This window comes from Intestinibacter sp. (assembly GCF_022780145.1).
Lineage (GTDB): Bacteria > Bacillota > Clostridia > Peptostreptococcales > Peptostreptococcaceae > Intestinibacter.
This window is the reverse complement of the sequence record NZ_JALEXO010000070.1, coordinates 1-7161: the sequence shown is the minus strand read 5'-3', so window position 1 is coordinate 7161 and position 7161 is coordinate 1. Positions and strand designations below refer to the sequence as shown.

Here is a 7161-nt window from a genome sequence, read left to right as displayed (position 1 = left end):
AAATTTAAGAAAATTAAAATAAAAAATATATATTTTTAATGTATCATTTATATATAAGTATTTAGTATAATCTAGATTATATAAAAGTTTGCAAAAATAAGATTTTGGGGGATTTTTATATGAATAAAATAAATTTAAATTCTATCGATATTGATTTTTTCAAAAAAAATAAGCAAATAACTATTTATTTGTTGATGATACTGTTATTGATATGTCTATTGATAAGTAAATTAAATTATATCTACGGATCTTCTACACAGTATATAAAAGACGATGTGCTTGTAAATGGAACGAGAATAGGTAGAGCGGAGGTTATATCAGATAAATTACTAGACAAGGGTTCATGCATTCCTGGAACTAAAATAAAGCCTAAAGACGTCGTAATTCATCAGACTGGGTGTATAGATGTAGATGCTGATAAGATGTATGAATCTCTAAAAAACGCAAATGAAGATCCATATGCAGGCACTGCTTATTCTAAATATAGAAATGCATCATGGACCATAACTGTAGGATATGATAAGATTATCGAGAATATTCCTTTGAATTGGGAGGCGTATGCACAAGGAACACATGAAGGTAATCAGACAGGTATTTCTATAGAAATATGTATGTACACAGATGGAGCTAAACAGAGACAAGCCTATTTAAATGCTATAGAATTATTTAAAATTTTGAGCAAATATCAAGGAGGATTACAGCTTAAAAAGCACGAGGATTATACAGGTAAAGAATGTCCTCAATGGCTACTTGAAGGAAAATATGGATTGGATTGGGATTGGTTTGAGCAAAAATGCTTGGAATAAGAAAAGTATAATTAAAAAAATAACTAATAATTCAAAAAAAATATCAAAATATCAATAATTCCAAAAAGCTAGATTAATACCCTTAGGGTAATAGGAAAAAGAGAATCGACTGTGTAATAATAATCTAAAGAAGCATAGATTATCAGAATGGAGGGATTATTGTGATTGATATAGTAAATTCTTATGAAGAAAATGCAAGGGAACTCTATAAAAGCTGTGATGTTTATTACAATAAAAATATATTTATAGCTAAATCCATTCCTTCAAATGAAAATTTAACTAAGTCAAGATTACATAGTCATGAGGAATACGAATTTTTTATTCCACTTAGTCCAGTTCCTTTTTTGGTAAATGAGGAAAGTATTTTTTTTGGAGAGATAGGGTATATATATTCAGTTAAAAGTAATACAAATCACGGAATAAAATACGGTCTTTCTAATGTAGAATATACAGATATTCTCGTCAAAAAAGATTATCTAGAGGGTATAATGGAGGAATTAAATTGTTCAGATGATATATTTAATTACCCTATATATTTATCGAGGGAATTGAAGTTTTATTTACATATTTTTATAGAAGAATTTCTAAAAAATGATCAAAAAGATTTAGTTAAACTAGATATGATATCAAATCTTTTCTGTAGAGAATTGATTAGAGGAAACTTAAATAAAGATATAGATATTTTTAAACAAAAACAAAGCTATCAGAGGGGGATTTATTTAGTTGCAGATTTTATAAATCACAATTACAATAGGGAAATAAAGATAGAAGAAATGGCTAAATTAGCAGGATTATCAAAAAACTATTTTGGAGCTGCATTTAAAAAGGCATTAGGTGAAACCCCACATTCTTATTTGATTAAAATAAGAATATCAAAGGCAAAGGTTCTTTTAGAAACTACAAACTATTCTCTAAGCGACATATCAAAGAAGGTTGGATTTAAGAAGCCTAGTTCATTTACATCACAATTTAAAGCATCTACAGGTATGATACCTTCAAAGTATAGAGAAAAAAGCATAAGAAATTATTAAAATTTTAAGAGGCTCTTGTAAAATACAAGTAGCCTCTTAAAATTCTAAAATGAAGAATTTTTGATATTTTTATTTGTTTCTTGTAATCTAGATATATTCTGTTCTGAACGTAAAATACTATTTAAAATATCCACTATTTTTATTATATAGTATATAGAATATGAAAACAAATGATAATATATGTTTTGCATAGATTTATCAGAAATTTAAAACATATGATATAATAAATAGATAGAAAATAATTTACTTGACAAAAATTTGAAAAGTTGTAATAGTAATTTGAGAAAGGAGTATAGCCTATGAATAGAGATGATTTTTTAAATATGTATGGCTTAGATGAGTATTCCTTGACAGAGTTAGGTATAAATTGGATAGATTTATACAATATATTGCAAGACTATAAGAAATCAATTGATATTTATGACGCTAGAATAACCTATGTGGCAAATGTACTTAGAGAACATCCAAAGGTCCATTCTGTAAAAGCTAGAGTAAAAGATCCTAAAAGGCTATTACAAAAGATAGTTAGGAAGACTCCAGATAGAAGAAGAAAATATGGAGCTCATTTTAATTTTAGTATAGAAAATTATAAAGATGAAATTACAGATTTAATGGGGATTCGTGCAATACATATTTTTAAAGAAGACTGGGAAGAGATACACAATTTTATAACTAACAAATGGAATGTGGTTGAAATTGTAGCTAATATAAGAGAGGGTGACAATGTAAAGACCTTCGAGGAAAAATCTATTCCTGTGAGATCTAGGGTATCTGGATATAGATCTGTTCATTATCTTATTAAATACGGTGCAGAACACGATTTATCGACTATAGAAATACAGGTCAGAACTATTTTTGAAGAGGGATATGGGGAGATAGATCATCAGCTTAGATACAGTCACGATGGCGATATTCCAGAAGTATTAGCACAAAACTTAATGCTTTTAAATAGGATTGCTGGAAGTTCAGATGAGATGGCATCTCTTATAAATATGCTAAATCAAAGTTTTAGCGATATTGAATATAAATACAGCAAAAAATTAAAAAATAAAAATGATATGCTTAGAAAATTGCGCCAAAAAATTTATGAAAATGATTCTTTAAATAAAGAAGAGAGACAATCTATAGTGAGTGATATAGATGATATAATTTGGGGCGATAGACCAAAAAATTTGAGGAGGTAATAAATGGGAAGAAGAAAAATACTATTTTTTGATATTGATGGGACATTGATTTCAGAAGTAAATAATGAAATACCAGAAAGTACAAAACATGCACTTAAAAAGGCTCAGGAGAATGGACACATAACAATTATAAACACAGGTAGAACAAGAGCCTTAGTAGAGCCTAGATTAGAGGATATGGGGTTTGATGGATATATATGTGGATGTGGAACTTATATAGAGGTACATGGTAAAGTACTATATCATAAAACTATAGAAAAAAATAAGTACAAAGAAATATTAAATCTTATAAAAGAAAATGAAATGGAAGCTATAATTGAAGGCAGAGATGCTATTTTTATGGATTACGATAGTAAAAGTGAGGATGTACAAAATAGGATAAAGGCTTTTGAGAAGAGAGGATTTCCTATGAAGCCTTACACAAGTGATGAATTATATTTTGATAAATTTTTTGCTACATTAAAAAATACAGCTAAATTAGATAATATAGTTGAGTATTTCGAAAATGAAGGATTTGACTATATAGATAGAGGTTCAAATGATATAGAAGTCGTTCCAAAAGGTCATTCAAAGGCTAGTGGAATGGAGTTTCTATTAAATTATTTTAACTTAGAAAAGGAAGATAGTTATGCATTTGGAGATAGCTACAATGACACTACGATGTTTGAATTTTGCCCAAATGGGGTATTGATGGCAAATGGAAAACAAGATCTATCTAAAATAGTAAAATTTGTTACAAAAGATGTAGACGAAGATGGCATAGAATATGCATTACAACATTTCAATATAGTATAGTTAATAGAGATGCGAGAAATATAAATATTTTCGCATCTTTTTTAATATACAGAAAATGTCATTTATAGGCATGGAAAATTATATTTCTTATTTTATTATTTTAAATAAAATTATATTAATATATAATTTCTTAATTATATTAAGGAAAAAAAATTTCCGTATTGATATAATTTAAATAACTAAATATTCAGACAAAGGAGTGCATTCATATGGAAAAAATAAGTACAGGTATAAAAGGCTTCGACGATATTATGGGTGGATTATATCCTGGTGATAATGTCGTATGGCAGGTTGAAGATATAAATAACTATAGACATGTGGCAAACGCTTTCGCTAAAAAATCAGTAGCAGATGGGAAAAAAGTAAATTACATCCGATTTGGAAAGGGTAATCCGGTAATCGATGATTTAGATTCAGTTAATTTATTTGAATTAGACTTGGAAAAGGGATTTGAAGAGTTCACAATGTCTGTTCACCGCATAATAAAAACACAAAGTGAAAACGCAGTTTATGTATTTGACAGTCTTACATATATACAAAGAGGATGGTATTCAGATTTAATGACAGTTAACTTTTTCAAAGTTACATGTCCTTATTTGTATAAAATGGGAGCAGTAGCGTATTTTTCAATAAAGAGAAATTCTTATACTTATGAAACAATAGCTAAAATAAGAGAAACTACACAAGTTTTAATGGATATATATAACGTAGAAGGAAGTTTCTACATACATCCACTAAAGGTTGAAGATAGATACACTCCTATTTTATTCTTCCCACATAAAATAGATGGAGATGAAGTCACTACTATAACTTCAAGTGGGGAAGCTTCAAAGCTATTTTCAAATTTCGACTGGCGAAATAAAAGACTTGGTTATTGGAGAATAAACTTCAACAAAGCAAAATCTGCATTAACACAAGATGAAGTAACTCAAAATAAAATGAAGGAAGTTTTAATAAACATATTAGTTGGTAAAGACAGCAAAATTCACGATATGTGCCAAAAATACTTTACTTTAGCTGATATGGTGCAAATAGCTTCTCGTGAAATAGGTACAGGATTTATAGGTGGTAAGAGTATAGGTATGCTTATGGCAAACGCTATCATAAGTAAGTCAGAAGAAACTAAAGAATACTTTAAGGATATACTAGAACCACATGATTCATTCTATATTGGTACAGATGTTTTCTATTCTTATATAGTTGAAAATGGACTATGGGATTTAAGAATGAAACAAAAAACTGATGAAGGTTATTTTGTATATGCTCAAGAATTACAGGATGGTTTAAAAAATGGTAAATTCTCTCAAATGATAGAAGAACAATTTATGCACTTATTGGAATACTATGGACAATGTCCTATAATTGTAAGATCAAGTTCACTATTAGAGGATAACTTCGGTAATGCTTTTGCAGGTAAGTACGACAGTGTTTTCTGTATAAACCAAGGAACACCAGAAGCTAGATTAAAAGATTTTGAAGATGCAATAAGAACAGTATATGCAAGTACAATGAATGAAGATGCATTAAACTACAGAAAAAACCGTGGATTAGATAAGCGTGATGAACAAATGGCTATCTTAGTTCAAAGAGTTTCAGGAGATTATTATGGAGAATATTACTTCCCTCATGTAGCTGGAGTTGCAAATTCATCAAACTTATATGTTTGGAATAAAAAGATAGATATGGATGCAGGTATGCTTAGACTTGTATTTGGACTTGGTACAAGAGCAGTTGATAGAGTTAACAACGACTATGTTAGAATAGTTGCATTAGATGATCCAACAAGACTTCCTGCTATGACTAAGAAGGATCCTCAAAAGTTCTGTCAACATTATGTAGATGTATTGAATTTAAATACAAACAGTGTAGAAACAGTTACAGTAAATGATGCCGTTAAAAATAACTTAAAGACACAAAGTAATTTATTTGGAACAAAGGATAAAGAAACAGAAGAAAGATTCAAGAGAGTGGGAATAGATACATCTAATATACCATTTGTATTGAATTTTGAAAGATTGTTGAGAAGTACTAAATTTGCTGAAGCTATGAGAAAAATATTAAAAGTAGTATCATCAAAATACAATTATCCTGTAGATATTGAATATACTGCCAATTTTGATAGACAAGGTAATTTTAGAATAAATATAGTTCAATGTAGACCATTACAAACTAGAGGTCTAGGTAAGACAGTAGAATTACCTAAATTAGAGGATTCTAGCTCATGTCTATTCTCATCACAAGGTAATTTCATGGGTGGTAATGTCAGACTTGCTATAGATTATATAGTATTTGTATCTTCAGATGATTATCTAAAATTATCAGAGGTTGAAAAATACGATATAGCTAGACAAATTGGATTTATTAATAAAGAACTAAAAGGAAAGAATGCAATGCTTATGGGACCAGGTAGATGGGGTAGTAGTAACCCAGCACTTGGAGTACCTGTTAAATTTACAGAGTTATGTAATATGTCTGTAATGTGTGAAATCGCTTACAGTAATCAAGATTTGATGCCTGAGTTATCTTATGGAAGTCATTTCTTCCAAGATTTAGTAGAAACTGGAATATTCTATGTTGCGTTATTTGATAATAAGAGCGATGTAATATTTAATGAATACAAATTGAGAGAAAAAGAAAATATAGTAAAACAAATTATCAAAGATAACAATATAAATGAAGATGTAATCAAGGTGTACGATACAAAAGGACTTCAAATTTATTCTGATATAACTGAACAAATCGTAACTTGTTCTTAATACTTTTTTTACAAAAGAAGAGAGTGTCTAAAAATATTTTAGACACTCTTTTTAATTGATTATAAAGGATATGGTATAAATATAGTTTATTTATAAGTGGTATTTATATATGTTAATTTGGAAATTAGAATAATCCTGATATTACTCCGTTTTCATCAACATCGATCTTTTCAGCTGCTGGAACTTTTGGAAGTCCTGGCATCTTCATTATTTCACCAGTTAATGCAACTACGAATCCTGCACCTGCAGATATTGTTACTTGTCTAACTGTTATTCTGAATCCTGTTGGTCTACCTAATTTAGTTTGATCATCAGTTAATGAATATTGAGTCTTAGCCATACAAACTGGAACTCCACCGAATCCAAGTTTTTCTAAGTTAGCTAATTCTTTTTCTGCTTCTGGAGTATAGTCTACACCGTCAGCTCCATATATCTTAGTTGCTATTGCATTTATTTTTTCTTTTAATGTATAGTCGTCTGGGTAGCAGAATTGGAAGTCATTTGGTTCTTCACATAATCTTATAACTTCTTTAGCTAATTCTATACCACCTTCGCCACCTTTAGCCCATACTTGAGATAAAGCAACGTT

The 7161-nt window shown here is 29.2% G+C and carries 6 protein-coding genes; 5 read left to right on the top strand and 1 reads right to left on the bottom strand.

Annotated features, from left to right (window positions below; all coding sequences use genetic code 11):
* The first annotated feature begins 119 nt into the window (after window positions 1-119).
* The 5 genes from MR593_RS02620 to MR593_RS02600 all read left to right on the top strand — a co-directional run bounded on the left by MR593_RS02620 (window position 120) and on the right by MR593_RS02600 (window position 6572).
* On the top strand, window positions 120-806 hold the full coding sequence (locus MR593_RS02620) for a peptidoglycan recognition protein family protein (RefSeq protein ID WP_290686694.1): 687 nt from the start codon (window positions 120-122) through the stop codon (window positions 804-806).
* Between the two features lie 161 nt (window positions 807-967).
* Window positions 968-1837 (top strand): helix-turn-helix domain-containing protein, encoded by an 870-nt coding sequence (locus tag MR593_RS02615; protein WP_290686692.1) that lies wholly within the window; start codon window positions 968-970, stop codon window positions 1835-1837.
* 299 nt (window positions 1838-2136) lie between these two features.
* Window positions 2137-3021 (top strand): RelA/SpoT domain-containing protein, encoded by an 885-nt coding sequence (locus MR593_RS02610; protein WP_290686690.1) that lies wholly within the window; start codon window positions 2137-2139, stop codon window positions 3019-3021.
* A 3-nt stretch (window positions 3022-3024) separates the two neighbouring features.
* Complete coding sequence (locus MR593_RS02605) at window positions 3025-3816, top strand: Cof-type HAD-IIB family hydrolase (protein WP_290686689.1); 792 nt, start codon at window positions 3025-3027, stop codon at window positions 3814-3816.
* A 209-nt stretch (window positions 3817-4025) separates the two neighbouring features.
* A complete protein-coding gene (locus tag MR593_RS02600; protein ID WP_290686686.1) occupies window positions 4026-6572 on the top strand; it encodes a PEP/pyruvate-binding domain-containing protein in 2547 nt (848 codons plus the stop codon).
* Window positions 6573-6696: 124 nt separating this feature from the next.
* Here the strand turns inward: MR593_RS02600 and MR593_RS02595 are convergent.
* Window positions 6697-7161 (bottom strand): formate--tetrahydrofolate ligase (locus tag MR593_RS02595; RefSeq protein ID WP_290686683.1); only part of this gene is annotated, 465 nt, incomplete at its 5' end.

Coding starts and splice junctions, on each gene's coding strand:
- MR593_RS02605 (WP_290686689.1), top strand. CDS start 3,025: ATGGGAAGAAGAAAAATACTATTTTTTGATATTGATGGGACATTGATT.
- MR593_RS02600 (WP_290686686.1), top strand. CDS start 4,026: ATGGAAAAAATAAGTACAGGTATAAAAGGCTTCGACGATATTATGGGT.
- MR593_RS02610 (WP_290686690.1), top strand. CDS start 2,137: ATGAATAGAGATGATTTTTTAAATATGTATGGCTTAGATGAGTATTCC.
- MR593_RS02620 (WP_290686694.1), top strand. CDS start 120: ATGAATAAAATAAATTTAAATTCTATCGATATTGATTTTTTCAAAAAA.